Origin of the sequence: Methylobacterium brachiatum (assembly GCF_020523825.1) — a bacterium.
GTDB classification, from domain to species: domain Bacteria; phylum Pseudomonadota; class Alphaproteobacteria; order Rhizobiales; family Beijerinckiaceae; genus Methylobacterium; species Methylobacterium brachiatum.
The window spans coordinates 176,602-193,432 of record NZ_JAJALK010000002.1 but is presented as its reverse complement, the minus strand read 5'-3'; the positions used below and the strand labels follow the sequence as shown (position 1 = coordinate 193,432).

General features: G+C 72.1%; 16 protein-coding genes. 11 read left to right on the top strand and 5 right to left on the bottom strand.

Going from position 1 to position 16,831, the window contains the following annotated elements; genetic code table 11:
- Window positions 1-45: 45 nt before the first annotated feature.
- Window positions 46-1,338, top strand: a complete 1,293-nt coding sequence (locus tag LGR69_RS04620) for a M16 family metallopeptidase (RefSeq protein WP_091863395.1) — start codon at window positions 46-48, stop codon at window positions 1,336-1,338.
- Window positions 1,339-1,341: 3 nt separating this feature from the next.
- Here LGR69_RS04620 and LGR69_RS04615 read toward each other — a convergent pair whose 3' ends face one another.
- Window positions 1,342-1,662 (bottom strand): HigA family addiction module antitoxin, encoded by a 321-nt coding sequence (locus LGR69_RS04615; RefSeq protein ID WP_122160238.1) that lies wholly within the window; start codon window positions 1,660-1,662, stop codon window positions 1,342-1,344.
- Between the two features lie 40 nt (window positions 1,663-1,702).
- Window positions 1,703-1,987 (bottom strand): type II toxin-antitoxin system RelE/ParE family toxin, encoded by a 285-nt coding sequence (locus LGR69_RS04610; RefSeq protein ID WP_245451003.1) that lies wholly within the window; start codon window positions 1,985-1,987, stop codon window positions 1,703-1,705.
- Between the two features lie 207 nt (window positions 1,988-2,194).
- On the opposite strand from LGR69_RS04610, the gene LGR69_RS04605 reads away from it, so the two are divergent.
- Both LGR69_RS04605 and LGR69_RS04600 read left to right on the top strand, forming a co-directional pair.
- Window positions 2,195-3,157, top strand: coding sequence for a ring-cleaving dioxygenase (locus LGR69_RS04605; RefSeq protein WP_230365315.1), 963 nt, complete (start codon window positions 2,195-2,197; stop codon window positions 3,155-3,157).
- 254 nt (window positions 3,158-3,411) lie between these two features.
- A complete protein-coding gene (locus tag LGR69_RS04600; protein WP_007563268.1) occupies window positions 3,412-4,185 on the top strand; it encodes a ferredoxin--NADP reductase in 774 nt (257 codons plus the stop codon).
- Between the two features lie 120 nt (window positions 4,186-4,305).
- Here the strand turns inward: LGR69_RS04600 and LGR69_RS04595 are convergent, their stop codons facing one another.
- On the bottom strand, window positions 4,306-7,776 hold the full coding sequence (locus tag LGR69_RS04595) for a DUF3971 domain-containing protein (protein WP_230365314.1): 3,471 nt from the start codon (window positions 7,774-7,776) through the stop codon (window positions 4,306-4,308).
- A gap of 176 nt (window positions 7,777-7,952) precedes the next feature.
- Here LGR69_RS04595 and LGR69_RS04590 point away from each other — a divergent pair, with 176 nt between their 5' ends.
- The 8 genes from LGR69_RS04590 to LGR69_RS04555 all read left to right on the top strand — a co-directional run bounded on the left by LGR69_RS04590 (window position 7,953) and on the right by LGR69_RS04555 (window position 14,621).
- Entirely contained in the window at window positions 7,953-8,420 is a 468-nt protein-coding gene (locus tag LGR69_RS04590) for a peroxiredoxin (RefSeq protein ID WP_007563263.1), read from the top strand.
- 68 nt (window positions 8,421-8,488) lie between these two features.
- On the top strand, window positions 8,489-9,655 hold the full coding sequence (locus LGR69_RS04585; protein WP_230365313.1) for a M23 family metallopeptidase: 1,167 nt from the start codon (window positions 8,489-8,491) through the stop codon (window positions 9,653-9,655).
- 56 nt (window positions 9,656-9,711) lie between these two features.
- On the top strand, window positions 9,712-10,272 hold the full coding sequence (locus LGR69_RS04580) for a Uma2 family endonuclease (RefSeq protein WP_091863402.1): 561 nt from the start codon (window positions 9,712-9,714) through the stop codon (window positions 10,270-10,272).
- A gap of 61 nt (window positions 10,273-10,333) precedes the next feature.
- Entirely contained in the window at window positions 10,334-10,897 is a 564-nt protein-coding gene (locus tag LGR69_RS04575) for a Uma2 family endonuclease (protein ID WP_230365312.1), read from the top strand.
- A gap of 62 nt (window positions 10,898-10,959) precedes the next feature.
- On the top strand, window positions 10,960-11,301 hold the full coding sequence (locus LGR69_RS04570; protein WP_007563255.1) for a hypothetical protein: 342 nt from the start codon (window positions 10,960-10,962) through the stop codon (window positions 11,299-11,301).
- A 121-nt stretch (window positions 11,302-11,422) separates the two neighbouring features.
- A complete protein-coding gene (locus LGR69_RS04565; protein ID WP_230365311.1) occupies window positions 11,423-12,274 on the top strand; it encodes a DUF1206 domain-containing protein in 852 nt (283 codons plus the stop codon).
- A 91-nt stretch (window positions 12,275-12,365) separates the two neighbouring features.
- Window positions 12,366-12,524 carry a hypothetical protein gene (locus tag LGR69_RS04560; protein WP_007563251.1) on the top strand — a complete coding sequence of 53 codons (159 nt, stop codon included), beginning with the start codon at window positions 12,366-12,368 and terminating at the stop codon, window positions 12,522-12,524.
- 96 nt (window positions 12,525-12,620) lie between these two features.
- Entirely contained in the window at window positions 12,621-14,621 is a 2,001-nt protein-coding gene (locus tag LGR69_RS04555) for an SDR family NAD(P)-dependent oxidoreductase (protein WP_230365310.1), read from the top strand.
- Window positions 14,622-14,817: 196 nt separating this feature from the next.
- Here LGR69_RS04555 and LGR69_RS04550 read toward each other — a convergent pair whose 3' ends face one another.
- Both LGR69_RS04550 and LGR69_RS04545 read right to left on the bottom strand, forming a co-directional pair.
- Window positions 14,818-15,738 (bottom strand): NAD-dependent epimerase/dehydratase family protein, encoded by a 921-nt coding sequence (locus tag LGR69_RS04550; protein ID WP_230365309.1) that lies wholly within the window; start codon window positions 15,736-15,738, stop codon window positions 14,818-14,820.
- Window positions 15,735-16,772: an MraY family glycosyltransferase gene (locus LGR69_RS04545; protein WP_230365308.1), complete on the bottom strand. Its 1,038-nt coding sequence runs from the start codon at window positions 16,770-16,772 to the stop codon at window positions 15,735-15,737. Before LGR69_RS04545 ends, LGR69_RS04550 begins: the two co-directional genes overlap by 4 nt.
- Window positions 16,773-16,831: the final 59 nt, after the last annotated feature.

Sequence of the window (16,831 nt, the reverse complement as noted above, 5' to 3'; positions counted from 1 at the left end):
GAGACCACTCCGCCGCCGCCCGTGACGAAATAAGAAGAGGTTCCCATGAGCGTCGCCGAGAACTTGGTCGACACCGCCGCCCCCGCCAGCTCGCCCACGACGGCCCTGCCGGTGACGACCGCCGCCGGCATCGAGGCGTGGCACGTCGAATCCCCGGTCGTGCCGATGATCGCGCTGGCCTTCACCTTCGAGGGCGGCGCCGCCCAGGACCCGGCCGGCAAGGCCGGCTGCGCGCAGATGCTGGCCCGGCTCCTCGACGAGGGCGCCGGCGACCTGACCTCCGACGCGTTCCAGGAGCAGCTCGCCGCCCGGGCGATCGAGCTGTCCTTCCATGCCGGCCCCGACGCGATCGGCGGCTCGCTCAAGATGCTGGTCAAGCATGCCGATGAGGGCATCGCGCTCCTCGCCCTGGCGCTCGCCAAGCCGCGCCTCGATCCGGACGCGATCGAGCGCGTCCGCGGCCAGGTGATCGCCGGCCTGCGCTACCAGCAGAACGATCCGGGCGTGCTCGCCTCGCGCCGGTTCTTCAAGGAGGCCTTCGCCGGCCACGCCTATGCCCGGCCCTCCTCGGGCACGGTGGAGAGCGTCGCCACGATCACCCGGGACGACCTCCTGGCGATGCATGCCCGCATCATCGGGCGCGGCCGGGTGAAGGTCGCGGCGGTGGGCGCCATCGGGGCCGAGCAACTGGCCGAGGGCCTGAACCGTGCCTTCGGCTCCCTGCCGGAGGCCGGAGAACTCAAGGCGGTGCCGCGCACCGAGGTGCAGGATCTCGGCCGGCGCATCGTGGTCGATCTCGACGTGCCGCAATCGGTGATTCGCTTCGGCATGGCCGGCGTGCCCTGGCGCGACCCGGACTTCATCCCGGCCTACGTGCTCAACCACATCCTGGGCGGCGGCGCCTTCACGTCGCGCCTGTTCCAGGAGGTGCGCGAGAAGCGCGGGCTGGCCTACTCGGTCGGCACCTCGCTGGTCAGCCACCGCTCGGCCGCGATGACCTGGGGCTACACCGCCACCAAGAACGAGCGCGTCGGCGAGGCCCTGTCGGTGATCGGCGACGAGATCGGCCGGCTGATCGCCGACGGCCCGGACGACGACGAGCTGCAGAAGGCCAAGGACTACCTCACTGGCTCCTACGCGCTCGGTTTCGACACCTCGACCAAGATCGCCCACCAGCTGGTGCAGATCGCCTTCGAGGAACTGGGCATGGACTACATCGCCCGCCGCAACGCCCTGGTCTCGGCCGTAACCCAGGCCGATATCCGCCGGGCCGCCGCCCGGACCTTCGCGGATGGCCGGATGCTGGTGGTCGCCGCCGGCCGTCCGGTCGGGCTCTGACGCTCAGGCTGCCGCGGGGGCGAGCGGGGCGATCCGTTCGATCTCCGGCCCGAGGGTGCGCGTCAGCGTCTCCACCTCGTACTGGCGCTGGAGGTTGAGCCAGAATTCCGCGCTCGTGCCGAAATAGCGGCCGAGGCGCAGGGCCGTGTCGGTCGAGACCCCGATCTGCTCGGAGGCGATCCGCTCGATCCGGGTCCGCGGGACGCGGCAGGCCCGCGCCACCGTGCCGGCCGACAAGCCGAGGGGAATCAGGAAGTCCTCGCGCAGCACCTCGCCGGGATGCAGCGGCGGCAAGACGGTGTCGGTCTCGTACGCGATGGCCATCGGGGATCTCCCGTCCGTCGGAGTGGGGCGATGCCCCTGGTCAATGGTAATCGACGATCTCGACCTCGGCCGGACCTGTCTCTGTCCAGCGCAGGCAGATCCGGAATTGATCGTTGATCCAGATGGCATGCTGCCCAGCGCGATCGTGCGTCAGTGGGTGAAGCCTGTTGCCCGGCGGCACCTTCAGATCGTTCAGGGACGCCGCCGCATGGATCTGGCGTAGTTTGCGCCGTGCGACCTTGAGGATCGCGAAGGGGATGCCTCTGGGATGGCGTCCGCGGAACACCGCTTCCGTCGCGTCGTCCGCGAAGCTCTGAATCGCCACGCCATCGCTCCGCCTCTGACTTCGATGTATCAACGAGAGATACATCAAGTCAAGAGCTTTGTATCTGTCGATGATACGGCTTCAGGGGGGCTAGGAATGAAGCCTCTCAAATCCCCTTACGCCCACTGCATTCCAGCCGTGCGCTCGCAACGCCGTCGCCCGAACCCCACGTGACGCGGATCGGAGCGGGGACCCACACGGAAAACCATGCAGCTCACCGGCATCCATCACCTCACCGCGGTGACCGCCCGCGCGGCCGAGAACGTCGTGTTCTACACCGGCACGCTCGGCCTGCGGCTGGTGAAGAAGACCGTGAACCAGGACGATGTCTCGGCCTATCACCTGTTCTACGCGGACGGGCTGGCGAGCCCCGGCAGCGACATCACCTTCTTCGACTGGCCGGCGCCCCGGGAGCGGCGCGGGTCGAACAGCATCACCCGCACCCATCTGCGCGTGCCCGGCGAGAGCGCGGTGGCCTGGTGGCACGCCCGCCTGCGCGAGGCCGGCCAAGAGGCTGGGATCGTGCTGGCCGAGCCCGCCCTGCGCGACGGCCGCCTCACCCTCGATTTCGAGGATCCCGAGGGCCAGCGCCTCGCCCTGGTCGATGACGGCGGCACCGGCCCGGAGCATCCCTGGGACGCCTCGCCGGTGCCGGCGGCCTACCAGATCCGGGGCCTGGGCCCGATCCGCCTGTCCGTGCCGGACCCGGCCCGCACCGCCGCCGTGCTGACCGATCTGCTCGGCATGCGCCGGGAGCGGAGCTTCGAGACCGGCGACGGCCCGGTCGCGGTCTACGCCATGGGTCCGGGCGGCCCGGCCGCCGAGATCCAGCTCCTGGCCGATGCCGCGGCGCCGGCACAGCAGGGCGCCGGCGCGGTCCACCACGTCGCCTTCCGCATCCCCGACGCGGAGTACGAGGCGTGGGCCGACCGGCTGAAGGCCGCCCGGGTGCCGAGCAGCGGGCCGGTGGACCGCTACTACTTCCGCAGCCTGTATTTCCGCGAGCCCAACGGCATCCTGTTCGAGATCGCCACCGACGGCCCGGGCTTCACCGCCGACGAGCCCCTGGAGAGCCTGGGCGCGCGCCTCGCCCTGCCGCCGTTCCTGGAACCGCGCCGGGCCGAGATCGAGGCGGGGTTGAAGCCGCTCCGTCCGGTCGTCGCGGGTTAAAATATTCGAACGATTCCAGGCCATTCACTTCTTGCGCGGGTGTGATCCTGGCGCGCCTTGACGGGCGTGCTGCAACTGCGAAAGAAGCACCCGAGAAGAAGCACCCGATTTGGGTTTGACAGCCGGATCCCGGCGCGCGTGTGCGTGGGGTCCGACCCTGCCCCGCGGGACGGCGACGATCCGCCGAACCCCATGCGCCCCGAATCGCCGGGGGCATGGGCCGAGCATCAGAGGATTCGAGGACTGATCCGTCGATGAGCAAGTTCTACGAGGAGCGCGTTCTGTCGGTGCATCACTGGACCGAGAACCTGTTCTCGTTCCGCACCACGCGGGACCCGGCGTTCCGCTTCCGCAACGGCGAGTTCACCATGATCGGCCTCGAGGTCGAGGGTCGGCCGCTGCTGCGCGCCTATTCGGTGGTCTCGGCCAATTACGAGGAGGAGCTCGAGTTCTTCTCCATCAAGGTCCAGGACGGCCCGCTGACCTCCAAGCTCCAGCACCTCAAGGTCGGCGACCCGATCATCGTCGGCAAGAAGCCCACCGGCACCCTGGTGCTCGACAACCTGTTGCCCGGCCGGAACCTCTACCTGCTCGGCACCGGCACGGGCCTGGCCCCGTTCATGTCGATCATCAAGGACCCGGAGAGCTACGAGCGGTTCGAGAAGGTCGTGCTGGTCCATGGCTGCCGCCAGGTCCAGGAGCTGGCCTACGGCGAGACCATCACCGAGGCCCTGCCGAAACACGAGTTCCTGGGCGAGATGATCTCAAGCCAGCTGATCTACTACCCGACCGTGACCCGCGAGCCGTTCCGCAACCGCGGCCGGATCACCGACCTGATGGTCTCGGGCAAGCTCTTCTCCGATATCGGCCTGCCGGCCATGTCGGTGGAGAACGACCGCTTCATGCTCTGCGGCAGCCCCGACATGATCCGCGACACCCGCGAGCTGCTGAGCAGCGGCGGCTACGAGGAAGGCAACCACGGCGAAGCCGGCCACTACGTGATCGAGAAGGCCTTCGTCGAGAAGTAGTTGCTCTGGACTTTGCGTTCAGCCCGGTGCGGTCCGCCGCGCCGGGCTTTTTTGTGCTTCCGCGACGGCGTTCGCAATGACGGTGCGGCACACGGTAACGGCCCCCGTGATGGGATGCCGTTACCGCTCGCCCTGCGGCACCGCCGGCACGCCGTCCGCGAAGGGGCCGCCGCCGGCGCTGAACAGCTTGCGCAGGAAGCCGGGGGCGATCGCCGAGAGCGGGTTCACGCTCACGTCCGGGGAGGAGAGCTTGCCGGAGACGCGGAAATTGACCGCGAACAGGCCCTCATTGTGCCCGCCGCCCAGCAGCGGCCCGAGCAGCGGCAGCTGCGAGGCGACGTTGTTGAGCCCGTAGAGCGGCACGAAGGTGCCGTTCATGTCGGTGCGCTCCCGGCCGGTATCGAGCCAGCCTGACAGGGTGAAGCCCATGGCGGCGTTGGAGATCGCCGCGTCGCTGAACTCGACCCGGCTGCCGCTGCGCACGAAATTCGCCCGCATCCGGTCGAAGGTCACGTCGCCGGCCGCCCGGCCCGGGGCGATGCGGCGGCCGCGGGCCGATTCCGCCTCGGCCGGCTCCGGCCCCTGAGCCATGATGCTCGATAGGGCCGGCTCGTTGCGGAGCGAGAAGTCGCGAATCTGGACCACGCCGGATTGCGGGCCGTCATTGAGGCCGATCCCGGCGGTTAAGCGGCCGCCATACATCCGCCGGTAGACGTCGACGAAGCGCAGCGTCGCGCCGGCATCGGACGATTCCACGGCGAGCATCGGCACGCCGCGCTCGCCCCTTGTGACCGTGGCGGCGAACGGCGCCGCGCGGAAGCGCCCGGTGATGTTGGCCGCCCGCAGGGTCCGGCCGTGCAGCGACAGCCGCAGGTTGGCGTTGGTCAGGGCCTCGTCGTTGAAGCCCGCCACGATCGGCACCTGGATGTCGGCGTCGATATCCTTCGGGTTGGGATCCTTGGTCTCCTTGCCGCCTTTGGCGTCCGGGCCGCCCAGCGACTTGAGGAACGGCCGGGCATCGACCACGGCGCCGCGCACCACGACCTTGTAGCCGCTGCCGGTGCGGTCGAGGCTCACCCGCATGTCGTCGCCCGGCGACAGCTTGACGCTCGTCAGGTCGGCGCGCTCGAGGCCGCCCTCGGGGCTGATCGTGAGGCTGCCGCGGGCGGCGGCCGGGGCGGCGTCGAGGGCGAAGTCGCGCAGCTCGTAGGTCTGGCCGCCATCCACCAGCGTGAAGCTGACGCGGCCCGGCTTGCCCGCCAGCTTGGTCAGCCCAGGCACCAGCCCGTCGATGCCGGCCTTGGCGAGATCCGCCTCGACCCGGATCGGCGGCTTGCCGGAGCCCGGCCGGCCGATCGGCACGACGGCGCGGACCGGGATCGTCCCCGAGAGCTGCGGCGCGGTCGGCAGGCCCTTCTTGCCGCGCAAGGCATCGTCGAGGGCGAGGTTGACCACCGCCTCGCCGGGCTGGCCGACCTTGGGCTGGCGCAGGTCCACCGAGATCGGCGCGCCCGCGACCCGGCCGTCGCCCTTCAGCGTGAAGGCGCCGCGGTCGTACAGCAGGGAGAACTTGCCGGATTCCAGGCGGTCCTTGCCCATCACCTTGTCGACCGAGAGGTCGGAGAGCGTTCCCGACAGGGTCACGGGCAGGTTCGGCAGGTCGGGCACGTGCTTGAGGTCGAGGGGGAAGTCGACCCGCAGGTCGGCGTTGCCCTTGATCGTGGCCGGGTCCAGGTCGACGCTCATCAGGCTCTTGAACAGCTTCGCCTGGAGCACGGAGGCCATGCCGTCCGCGCCCCCGGAGAGCCGCATGCCGATCTGCGCCACCACCCGGTCCGGCGTGATCTGCGGGATCACGAAGCTGCCGTCCGAGATCGCCAGCCCGCGTCCGTCCGGGCCGCGGACCTCGGCGGTCACGTTGCGCACGGTGGTCGAGCGCCCGGTGATGGTCCCGGAGACGTTGCCCTTGACCACCGGCGGCGCGTCCGCGGTGACGTCCAGCGCCGCGTCCGAGACCCGGAAATCGATATGCACCGCGTCGTCGGGGGCGGGCTCGCCCTTGGTCGCGGCGGCCAGCACCGTCCCGGACATCTTCACGCGGATGTCGACGGAATCGATCCGGCCTCGGCGCAGCTGGTCCACCAGGTAGGTGCGGGCCGGCGGCGCGATATGCTCCGGCCACAGGCGCAGCCCGGTCCGGACCTCGCCGTCATGGCCGAGGATGCGCAGGGTCAGGCCGCCCTCGTCGGCGGTCGTGCCGATCGTGCCGGTGATCACCCCCTGCACGCCCGGCGCCGAGACGTTGAGCGCGTCGATGGCGATGCCGCCGTCGCGGCCGGTGAGCTGCGCGTCCAGCGCGTCGATCTTCACCGGCGCGTCCTGCGCGGTCGCCCCCCGCAGGGTCGCGTCGCGGCCCGACAGCGTCGCGGTCCAGGCCGTGGCGGCGTCCGGCGGGCTTCCCGTCCAGGCCCCGGTCAGGTGCACCGCGTTGCCGGCGCCCCGGTAATCCAGCCCGGTGAGCGACATGACCCGGCCGGCCTCGTCCCAGTTCAGGGTGGCGTCCAGGCTCTCGACCGTGACCGGGTTGAAGTCCTTCTCCTCGATCAGGAAGGTGCCGTCGCCGGTATGGACCTTGGCGCTCATGGTCTTGATGCGCCCGCCCGCCAGGCTCACGTCGGCCCGGGCCGAGAGCTTGAGGTCGGTGGTCAGCGGCAGGCCCGACTGGCCCGAGAGCAGCAGCAGGTCGGGCACCGGCAAATCGTCCAGGGTGATCACGCCCGAGCGCGCGTGTTCCGTGCCCTCTTGCCCCTCCCCGCCCTCCCGCAGGGAGCCACCGAAGCGCCACTCGCCGTGCGGTCCGTCGAGCCGCAACTCGAAGTTGCGGGTTCCGTTCACCGGATCGCGCCCGAACAACCCGTTGACCCGGGCGAACACCGCGCGCTCGCGGCCGTCATCGTCGATCAGCCGCAGGCGCGCATCGGTGAGGCGGGCGCGGTCGAGGGCGCCGACGATGCCGCTGGAATCGAGCACCACGCCGAAGATCGATGCCACGGTCGCCGAGAGCGGCGAGACCTTGCCCCGGGCGTCGTCCACGCTCGGCAGCGTGTGCGGCTCGATATCGACCGGGTGGTTGGCCTCGGAGGCCGCGAACGCGATCGAGCCGTCCCGGTGCACCAGGGCGGTGGTCTGGGTCTCGCGGAACTCGATCGAGCGCGGCTGCAGGTTGAGATGCAGGAGCCCCCAGGGATCGAGGCTGACCAGGGCGAGCGGCGCCCGCACCACCAGGTCGCCCTGCGGGTTGCGGATGTCGAGGCCGGAGAAGCGCAGGCTCAGGGCGTTCTCGCGGTCGAGCTCGAGGCTGCTGCCGCGGATCGCGATGCTCCAGCCCGGCCCGATCCGCTCGGCCACGGCGGCCGCGACCCGGCGCGACAGGGCGTCGATCTGCAGCGGGCCGTTCGACAGGCGCAGCACCGCCAGCCCGATCCCGCCGCCGACGAGCAGCACCAGGGTCAGCGCGCCGACGAGGCAGAACCCGCCCCAGCGTCGTGCCCTCCCCCGAGGCTTGCCTGCCAAGGTCGTCTCGTCCGCCATCGGGACCCTTGTTCCGGGTGCTTCGCGCGCGGAACTCCGCGGCCGGTGGATCGAAGTGCGGCCGCGCTTTACAGCGGGCCTGACTCCGAGTTCTGGTCGGGCGGCGCGGCGCAACCTCATGGAGCTGCCGCGCACGGCGGGACTGCACACCATCAATCGGCCGAAAGGAAGGCACGATGCCATTGTCAGAGGGCGATCCGGCCCCCGATTTCGACCTCCCCGCCTCGGGCGGAGGACGGGTCGCGCTGTCCGCGCTCAAAGGTCACAAGATCGTGCTCTACTTCTACCCGAAGGACGACACGAGCGGCTGCACCCTGGAGGCGCAGGACTTCAACGGATTGCTGCCGGCCTTCGCGGAGGCCGACGCAACAGTGATCGGCCTGTCGCCGGATCCGGTGAAGAGCCACGACAAGTTCTGCGGCAAGTACGGCCTCGCCTTCCCGCTCGCCTCCGACGAGGACAAGGGCGTGCTGGAGGCCTACGGGGTCTGGGTCGAGAAGAGCATGTACGGGCGCAAGTACATGGGCGTGGAGCGCACCACCGTGCTGGTCGATCGCGCGGGGCGCATCGCGAAGATCTGGCCGAAGGTGAAGGTGCCCGGGCACGCCGAGGCGGTGCTGGAGGCCGCCCGGGCGCTGCCCTGACCGGGCGCGGCGCGACGGATCCTTAACCCTAAGCGGGTCTGAATGGCGGCTCCCACGGGGCCGTCTTGATGCATCGCCCGCCGCTTCCGAAAATCCTCGCTGCCGGCTTCGCCCTCGCCCTGATCTGGGCGCTCGGCGCCTCCTACCTGATCGTGTTCCACGACGACGTGCTGGCCGGGTTCGTCGCCCGCCAGGGGGCCATGCGGGACGCCTACGAGGCCCGTCTCGCCGAGCTGCAGGACCGGCTCGACCGGGCGGGCCGCGACCGGGCCGGGGCCGAGACGAGCCTGGCCGAGCGGGTCGCGGCGGCGCTGGAGCGCCAGGCCGAGCTGGAGCGGCGCCAGGCGGCCCTGGCCACCCTCGGCGCTCAGGTCTCCGATCCGCTCACCACCGGCGCGCTGCCGCGTCCGGAGGCGGACCCGGACGGGTTCAGCCTGCGCCCGGCCGAGGCGGGCACGCGGTCGCGCTTGCCCGCCCTCCCCCGCCGCAGCGCCATCGACGCCGAGACCGGTCTGATCCGGCTGGAAGCCCGCCTCGACGGCCTGCGGGCCGCGCAGGGCGAGCGCCTCGCCCGGGTGGTCGAGCGGGCCGGCGACACCGTCCGGCGCCTGCGCGGGCTGATCGGCCGTACCGGCCTCGACCCCGACCGCCTCGACCGTGCGGCGGCCGGCGGAACCGGCGGCCCGCTGGTTCCCCTCGGTCCCGACATCCTGGACGGGGCCGGCATCGCGAACAGCTTCGCGAGCAACCTGGACCTGGCCCGTCGGACGCTCGGTGACGGCGAGCGCCTGCACCAGCTCGTCGCCGCCCTGCCATTCGGGCGGCCGACCCGCGGCGAGCCGGTTGTGTCGAGCCCGTTCGGGACCCGGCTCGACCCGTTCACCCGGGGCCTGGCGCTCCATACCGGCCTCGACCTCAGGGCCGAATCCGGCGAGCCCGCCCGCGCCACCGCCCCCGGCCGGGTGAGCGCCGCGGATTATGCCGGCGGCTACGGCAACATGGTCGAGATCGACCACGGCCACGGCGTGGTCACCCGATTCGGCCACCTCGCCCGCATCCTCGTCCGGCCCGGCCAGCGCGTCGCCGCGGGGGACGTGGTCGGCCTCGTCGGCTCGACCGGACGCTCAACCGGGGCGCACCTGCATTACGAGACCCGGATCGACGGCGAGCCGGTCGATCCGCAGCGCTTCCTCGAGGCCGGCGGCGATCTCGCGGCGGTGCTCGCAACTGACTGAGCCGTCGCCGGAATCAGAGACTCATGGTATCGTGGCGCCTCCGATCGGAGGCCGCCATGGCATTGGCAGTGAGGCGCGACGCCCGCATGAGCGTCGCCGAATACCGGCGCTGGGTCGAGCCGCGTCCGGACGAGGAGCGCTGGGAACTGCTCGACGGCGAGCCGGTGCTGATGGCGCCGCCGAGCGCTCGGCACCAGCGCATCGTCCTCAACATCGCGCAGCATCTCGATGCGTTGGCAAAAGAGCGCGGCTGCGGCGCCTATCCGGGCCTCGCCATCCTCAGCGACGCGATGGACGATTACGCGCCCTATCCGGATGTGGTGGTCCATTGCGGCTCGATGCCGCCCGGCGGCTACGTCGACGACCCGCTGCTGATCGTCGAGGTGCTCTCGCCCGGCACCATGACCAACGACCGGGGCCGCAAGCTCGCCTTCTACGCCACCGTCCCGAGCCTCCAGACCCTGCTGATCGTCTATCAGGACGAGGCCCGGATCGAGGTCTGGCGCCGGGATGCCGGGTGGACGATGCGGGTTGCCGGGCCGGGCGAGGCTATCGCCCTGCCGGAACTCGGCGGTGTCCTGCCGGTGGGCGAGGCCTACGCCCGCGTGGCCTTCTGAACCGGCGCTGTTGCGGGCGCCGTCGCGGGTGCTACCATCGCGCCCGGATCGGAGGGCGGCGATGGCGTTGGCCGCGAAGCGCGACACGCGCATGGGATTTGCCGCGTTCAGGCGCTGGGCGGAGGATCGCCCGGACGAGGAGCGCTGGGAGTTGCTCGACGGCGAGCCCGTGCTCATGTCGCCGCCGCGCGAGCGCCATCAGCGCATCGTCATGAACCTGGCCGGGCGCCTGGATGCCCTCGCCGAGCCGCGGGGCTGCCGCGCCATGCCGGGCCTGGGGATCGTCAGCGCCGAGCAGGACGATTTCGTGCCGATCCCCGACGTGGTGGTGCGCTGCGGACCGCCGCTGCCGGACGGCTACGCGGAGGACCCGCTGCTGGTGGCCGAAGTGCTGTCGCCGTCCACGATGAGCCTGGACCGGGGCCGCAAGATCGACTTCTACCGCACGGTCCCGAGCCTCAGGGTCCTGCTGATCGTTTATTCCGACGAGGTGCGGGTCGAGGTCTGGCGCCGGGGGCCCTCCGACTGGACCGTGCAGGCGCTGGGCCCCGGCGGTAGCGTCGCGCTGCCGGAACTCGACGGCACCGTGCCGGTATCCGACATCTACCGCGGCCTCGCCGACTGAGCCCCGCACCCGATCGCAACGCGCCGGTCTCCCCGGCCCAGCAGAGCTTCAAGGCAACCGACTTGCCCCATTTCGAAGATTTCTACGCGGCCAAGCTGCGCGGCGCCCTCGGCGTGACGGACGCGGAATCGGTGCTCGACCTGCGCGGCGCCAACCGGGCGACCGCGGAGGCGTCCCTCAAGGACATGCTGGAGCGCAGCCGCTTCGCCAAGGGCAAGACCGTGGCGATCCGCCTGGACCCGCCCCCGGAGGGCGGCGGCGAGACCCTGTTCCAGCCGGCGGGCCGCCTGCTCCTCGACGCGAAGCGCCGCGGCCTGATCGAGCGCCTGCACACCCTGCCGGCCCAGGACGGGCTCGGCTTCTACGTCGCCCTGGCCGGTCGCTCGGAGCGGACGCCGATGTGATCCGGGCGATCGGTATCGAGCTGGCAACGGATCGGGTCCGGGCGTCCGGGCGTTGACCGGTCCCGCATCATCGGATCCCGCCCGTGCCGAACCTGATCCCCTGCCCCGACCGGTGCCGCGCATGACGCCCGTTCCGGGCGGCCGCAACACGATCGAGCGCATCGCCCGTTTCGGCTACGGCGCCCGCGGGGTCGTCTATGTCGTGGTCGGCGCCCTGGCCCTGCTCGCGGCGATCGGCCAGGGCGGCCGGGCCGGCGACAGCAAGGATGCTCTGCGCGCCGTCCTGAACGGGCCGTTCGGCGTGGTCCTGGTCGGGCTGATCGCCCTGGGGCTCGCCGGCTTCGCGCTCTGGCGCCTGGTCGAGGGCGTGACCGATGCCGACCGCCGGGGCACGTCCGCCAAAGGGCTGGCGGTGCGCGGCGCGCATCTCATCAGCGCCGTGATCTATCTCGGCCTGGCCGTCAGCGCGGCCTCGCTCAGCCTCGGCCTGGGGATGAGCGGCGGCGACGGCGTGCATGACGGCACCGCCTGGCTCCTGGCCAAGCCCTTCGGCCGCTGGCTCGTGGCGCTCGTCGGCCTCGGCGTGATCGGCGGCGGCTTCGGGTTCCTCGGCAAGGCCTGGCGGGGCGACGTCACCGACCGGCTCGCCCTGGATGCCCAGGCCCGCGACCGCTGGGCCGGGCCGGTCGGACGCTTCGGCTACGCGGCCCGGGGCATCGCCTTCCTGATCATCGGCGGCTTCCTGGTGGCGGCGGCCTGGCATCAGCGCTCGTCGGACGCGAAGGGCCTGGCCGAGGCCTTCGCGCTGCTGCGCGCCCAGCCCTATGGCTGGATCCTGCTCGCGCTGGTCGCGGCCGGCCACGCCGCCTTCGGGGCGTTCGGGCTGATCCAGGCCCGCTACCGGCACATCGACGCGCCCGACATCGACCGGGTGGACGACGCGGCCGGGGCGGCCGTGCGGGCGCTGCGGTGAAAGATAAGTCTTTGTAAATCGTCGCCCGTGCCCCATGTAGAGTTCACCCTCCGCGCAATCCCGTGCCCTGGGCGACGATGCGGAGACGATAATGGCCAGGACTTTGATTACGGGTAAGGCGCAGACCGTAACGACGGAAGACTTCAACGAGCGTGTCCGCGTCCTGCTCGTCGACAAGATTTACCCGCTGAAGGGCCGGACCTACCAGAAGAATTTTAAGACCGGCTTCTCCGGCGCGATCGTCAAGTAGGGTACGCCACCGGCCGGGTGCCCCCGGGGCGTCCGGCCCCGCGTTGACAGGGCGAATGCCGCGGCGGATACCGCGCGGCACCCCATCCGGCCCCCGATGCAGCAGCGCTTCTACAAGATCGCGGTGATGGTGGCCCACGACCTCGCGGCGACCGCCGCCGCCGTGGTGCTCACCTTCTTGTTCCGCTTCCAGGGCGGCATGCTGGACGAGCGCCTGCACGCCCTGCCGCTGCTGCTGCCGCCGTTCCTGCTCTTCGCCGGCCTCGTCTATGCGCGGTTCCGGCTGTACCGGACCAAGTGGCGCTTCGCCTCGCTGCAGGATCTCGCCGGGATCGTCCGGGCGTCGAGCGTCCTGGCCCTTGCCCTGCTGGTGACCGACTGGGTCCTGGTCTCGGCCGACCTCTACGGCTTCTACTTCTTCGGCAAGATCGCGATCTTTTTGTACTGGGTCCTGCAGATCTTTCTGCTCGGGGGCGCGCGCCTCGCGTTCCGGTACCTCAAGGACACCCGCTCCCGGCAATCGAGCGCCCGGGCCGCCACCGTGCCGACGCTGTTGCTCGGGCGCGGCGGCGATATCGACGTGCTGATCCGCGCCATCGAGACCGGCTCGGTCAGGAAGCTGGCGCCCCGCGGGATCCTGTCGCCCCGGGCGGACGAGACCGGGCAGTTCATGCGCGGCGTGCCGGTGCTCGGCGGCTTCCGGGACCTCGAACGGGTGGTGGCGGAGCTGGCGGCGAATGGCGAGCCGGTCCGGCGGCTGGTGGCCGCCCCCAGCGCCCTGGTGCCGGAGGCCGCCCCCGACGACCTCATCGCCCGCGCCCGTCGGCTGGGCCTGCCGCTGGCCCGGGTGGTCGGGCTCGGCGAGGGCGCGCAGGGGCCCGAGCTGGCCCCCCTCGAGATCGAGGACCTGCTCCTGCGCCCCACCGTGGCGATCGACCGGCCGCGCCTCGAGGCGTTCCTGGCCGGCCGCCGGGTGGTGGTGACCGGCGGCGGCGGCTCGATCGGCTCGGAGATCTGCCTCCGGGCCGTGGCCTTCGGGGCCGCCGCGGTGCTGGTGCTCGAATCCTCCGAGCCGGCCCTGCACGGCATCCTCAGCCACCCGGCGATCCTGTCCGCGGAGGCGGCGGTGACCGGCGTGCTCGCCGACATCCGCGACCGGGACCGGACCCATCAGGTCATCGCGGCGTTCCGGCCCGATTGCGTGGTCCACGCCGCCGCGCTCAAGCAGGTGCCCTATCTGGAGCGCGACTGGCAGGAGGGCATCAAGACCAACGTCTTCGGCTCGATCAATGTCGCCGAGGCCGCGGTGGCGGCGGGCGCCCGGGCGCTGGTGATGGTCTCCACCGACAAGGCGATCGAGCCGGTCTCGCAGCTCGGCGTCACCAAGCGCTTCGCCGAGATGGTCGCGCAGGCGCTGGACGCCGAGCAATCGGCCAGGCCGGACCATCCGACCCGGCTGATCGCGGTGCGTTTCGGCAACGTGCTCGGCTCGGTTGGCTCGGTGGTGCCGGTGTTCAAGGCGCAGATCGCCCGGGGCGGCCCGGTCACCGTCACGCATCCCGACATGGTGCGCTACTTCATGACTGTGCGCGAGGCCTGCGACCTCGTGCTGACCGCGGCCTCCCACGCCGACGGCGAGGGCCGCACCGCCCCGGAGGCGGAGCGCGCCGCGGTCTACGTGCTCAAGATGGGCCAGCCGGTGCGGATCGCCGAACTCGCCGAGCGGATGATCCGGCTGGCCGGGTTCGAGCCGGGGGCTGAGATCGAGATCGCCTATACCGGCGCCCGGCCCGGCGAGCGGCTCAACGAAATCCTGTTCGCCCGGGAGGAGCCCCGGGTCACCCTGCCGGGCATCGACGGGGTCATGGCGGCCCGCCCGGTCTTCGCCGACCGCGCCCGGCTCGACGCCTGGGTGGCGCAGCTGCGCGCGGCCGTCGCGGCGGGCGACCGGGCCGCCGCGGAAGCCGTGTTCGAGGCGGCGGTGCCGCATTTCCGCGAGCGCCACGCGCAACGGCCGGCGGGGCGGGAGCCGGCTTCCGCCGGTGCAACGGTCGCGGCAGGGGCGATGGCTGGTGCGGCGAGCCCCGCGATCGGCTGACGCGTTCGGCTCCCCGGGTCGACCTCGTGTTTCGTCCCACCCAACCCCCTCATCCTGAGGCGACGGAGCGAAGCGGAGGCCTCGAAGGAGCCCTCCAGCCGGCCGCGCGATTCCTGGAGGACTCCTTCGAGGCCCGCTGACGCGGGCACCTCAGGATGAGGGGGTTGGATGGGATAGACCAATCACCGCTCTGAACTCACGCTTCGTCTCGTGCCAGCCGGGCGAGCCCGTCCCGGGTCGGTGCGGCCGGCCGCCATCCGAGCGCCGCGAGGCCGTCGGCGCGGGCCTCCAGGCCCTCGGCCACCCGGGCGAACAGCGCCTCCCGGCCGGTCAGCCGGCAGGCTAGCCCGAGGAGGCCGGCCGGCACCGGGACGAGCCCGGGTTGGCGGCCGAGACCGGCGCGCAGCGCCGTGAGCATCTCGGCCAGGCTGAGCGGGTCCGGGTCTGCGGCGATCAGGGCGGATCGGATCGGGTCCGGCGCCCGCAGCACCGCGTCCACGGCCCCCGACAGGCTCTCCAGGGAGATCAGCGAGCGCCGCGCCGCCAGCCCGCCCAGCGGCAGGGGATAGGGGCTGCGGGCGAGCCGCAGGAGCGCGGCCATGTTGCCCTTCACGCCGGCGCCGTAGACCAGGACGGGGCGGAGCGCGACCCAGTCGAGCCCCGTCTCGGCGAGCGCCCGCTCGGCCGCCAGCTTGGAGCGGCCGTAGGCGTCGGTGGGCCGGGGTTCGTCGCCCTCCCCGATCACGCCCGGCGCGCTGGCCCCGACCTGCGCGCGGATCGAGGACAGGAACACGAAGCGGCGCACCTTCGCCCGGGCGGCAGCCTCCGCGAGCTTGCGCGTCGCCTCGGTGTTGAGGGTGCGGTAATCGTCCTCGGGAGCCCCGGACATGGCATGCGCCAGGCCCGCCGAATGCACCACGGCGTCGACGCCGCTGAGCGCCGCCGCCATGTTGATCGGGCGGGTCAGGTCGCCGACCACCGCGCTCGCGGCCCCCTCCGGCAGGGCGGTCGGCCGGCGCAGCAGCACCCGGACCTTGTAGCCGCGGGCGGTGAGGTCGGCGAGCAGGTGGCGGCCGATGAAGCCGGTGGCCCCGGTGAGCGCGATCAATCCGGTCACGGGCTGGGGGAACCTTCGGCATGGGCCGGCGTGGGGGCGCGGGCGAAGCGGCGGAGCAGGGCGGCGACCAGGGCGAGCCCGGCCGCGAGAGCCCCGAGCGTGACCGGCCAGGACGGCCAAAACAAGGTCGCGGCGGCGAGCGCGGCCAGGACGAGGTTGACCGCAAACACCCGCGCCACGACGCCCGAGACGGTCAGGCCGTGATCGGTGGCGCGCTGGTAGTAATGGCCGCGATGCGCCTCCCAGACCCGCTCGCGCCGTGCCGCCCGGGCGGCGAGCGTCAGGCTGGCATCGGCGAGGTAGACCAGCGGCAGCAGCAGGGCGGCGGCGAGCCCCCCCGCCAAGGCGAGCTGGCAGAGCAGCCAAGCGGTGACGAGCCCGATCGGCAGCGAGCCGACATCCCCGAGGAAAAGCTTCGCCACCGGCCGGTTGAACGGCGCGAAGCCCAGCATCGCCCCGAGCAGGCAGGCCGCCACCAGGGCCGGCAGCGCCGGCAGGTATCCCGTGAGCCCGAGGAGCAGCAGCGCCCCGGAGACCGGGACGATCTCGGCCACCGTCATCCAGTCGAGCCCGTCCATGAAGTTCGTCAGGTTGACGAACCAGACCCCCGCCAGCAGCGCGAGCCCGCGCTCGAGCCACAGGGGCGCCCCGGGCAGCAGCCGGCCGTCGAGCTGCCAGACCAGCACGCCGACGACGCCCGCCTGCACGGCGAGCCGCAGCCCGGCGGGCAGCGGCCGAAGGTCGTCCACGGCGCCGAGCAAAGCCAGGACCAGGGTGCCGCTCGCGAGCCCGATCCAGTCCGGCCGGCCGCCGATCTCCGGCGCCGCGATCAGGAGGCCGGAGATCGTCACCAGCGCCGTCACCACGGCGATCCCGCCGCCCTGCGGCGTCGGCACCGTGTGGCTCGACCGGGCGTTCGGCCGGGCCAGGGCGTAGCGCTGCAACACCGGCCGCAGGCGCAGGATCAGCCCGGCCGACAGGGCGGCGGCGAGCGGGACGGCGAGGAGGAGGATCGTGTCGCGGACGGACGGCATGGCGCCGTCCTACGCGATCCCGCGCGCGCTCGGGAAGGCGCGCCGCCCGTATCCCGTGG